The sequence below is a fragment of the Paraburkholderia guartelaensis genome (genome assembly GCF_004353905.1).
GTDB classification, from domain to species: domain Bacteria; phylum Pseudomonadota; class Gammaproteobacteria; order Burkholderiales; family Burkholderiaceae; genus Paraburkholderia; species Paraburkholderia guartelaensis.
In genome coordinates, this window is sequence record NZ_SMOD01000166.1 from 1 (window position 1) to 788 (window position 788).

A 788-nucleotide genomic window follows, 5' to 3' on the forward strand; every position below is an offset into this window, starting at 1 on the left:
GGTGCTTATTCTTCCGGTACCGTCATCCCCGGCGGATATTAGCCACCAGGATTTCTTTCCGGACAAAAGTGCTTTACAACCCGAAGGCCTTCTTCACACACGCGGCATTGCTGGATCAGGCTTTCGCCCATTGTCCAAAATTCCCCACTGCTGCCTCCCGTAGGAGTCTGGGCCGTGTCTCAGTCCCAGTGTGGCTGGTCGTCCTCTCAGACCAGCTACGGATCGTCGCCTTGGTGGGCCTTTACCCCACCAACTAGCTAATCCGCCATCGGCCACCCCAATAGCGCGAGGYCCGAAGATCCCCCGCTTTCATCCGTAGATCGTATGCGGTATTAATCCGGCTTTCGCCGGGCTATCCCCCACTACTGGACATGTTCCGATGTATTACTCACCCGTTCGCCACTCGCCACCAGGTGCAAGCACCCGTGCTGCCGTTCGACTTGCATGTGTAAGGCATGCCGCCAGCGTTCAATCTGAGCCAGGATCAAACTCTTCAGTTCAATACCTGTTACTGTTTTCGGTCTCTCTCGAGACCGGTCGCTCACTCAAAGCTGACAGGAATTTGAATTGCTTCAAAAACCTGACTTACTTTAGTGTGAGACTCTTGATACTTTTGCTGCTCCTGATTTCGCTCCGAAGAACGACATCAGGTCGCCACCGCATCAAGCGCCCACACTTATCGGCTGTAAATTTTTAAAGATCGTTCGCGAAAGCGCCGTTAAAACTGCTCAACTACCGGCTTCTTTCTGCGTTGCTGCGTCAGCAGCAGAGAAACGAGATTATGAAGA

At 53.1% G+C, this 788-nt stretch carries 1 rRNA gene; it reads right to left on the reverse strand.

Features of this window, described 5'->3' with window-relative positions:
- Positions 1–500 (reverse strand): 16S ribosomal RNA (locus E1N52_RS43870); the annotation flags it as partial.
- Positions 501–788 lie beyond the last annotated feature (288 nt).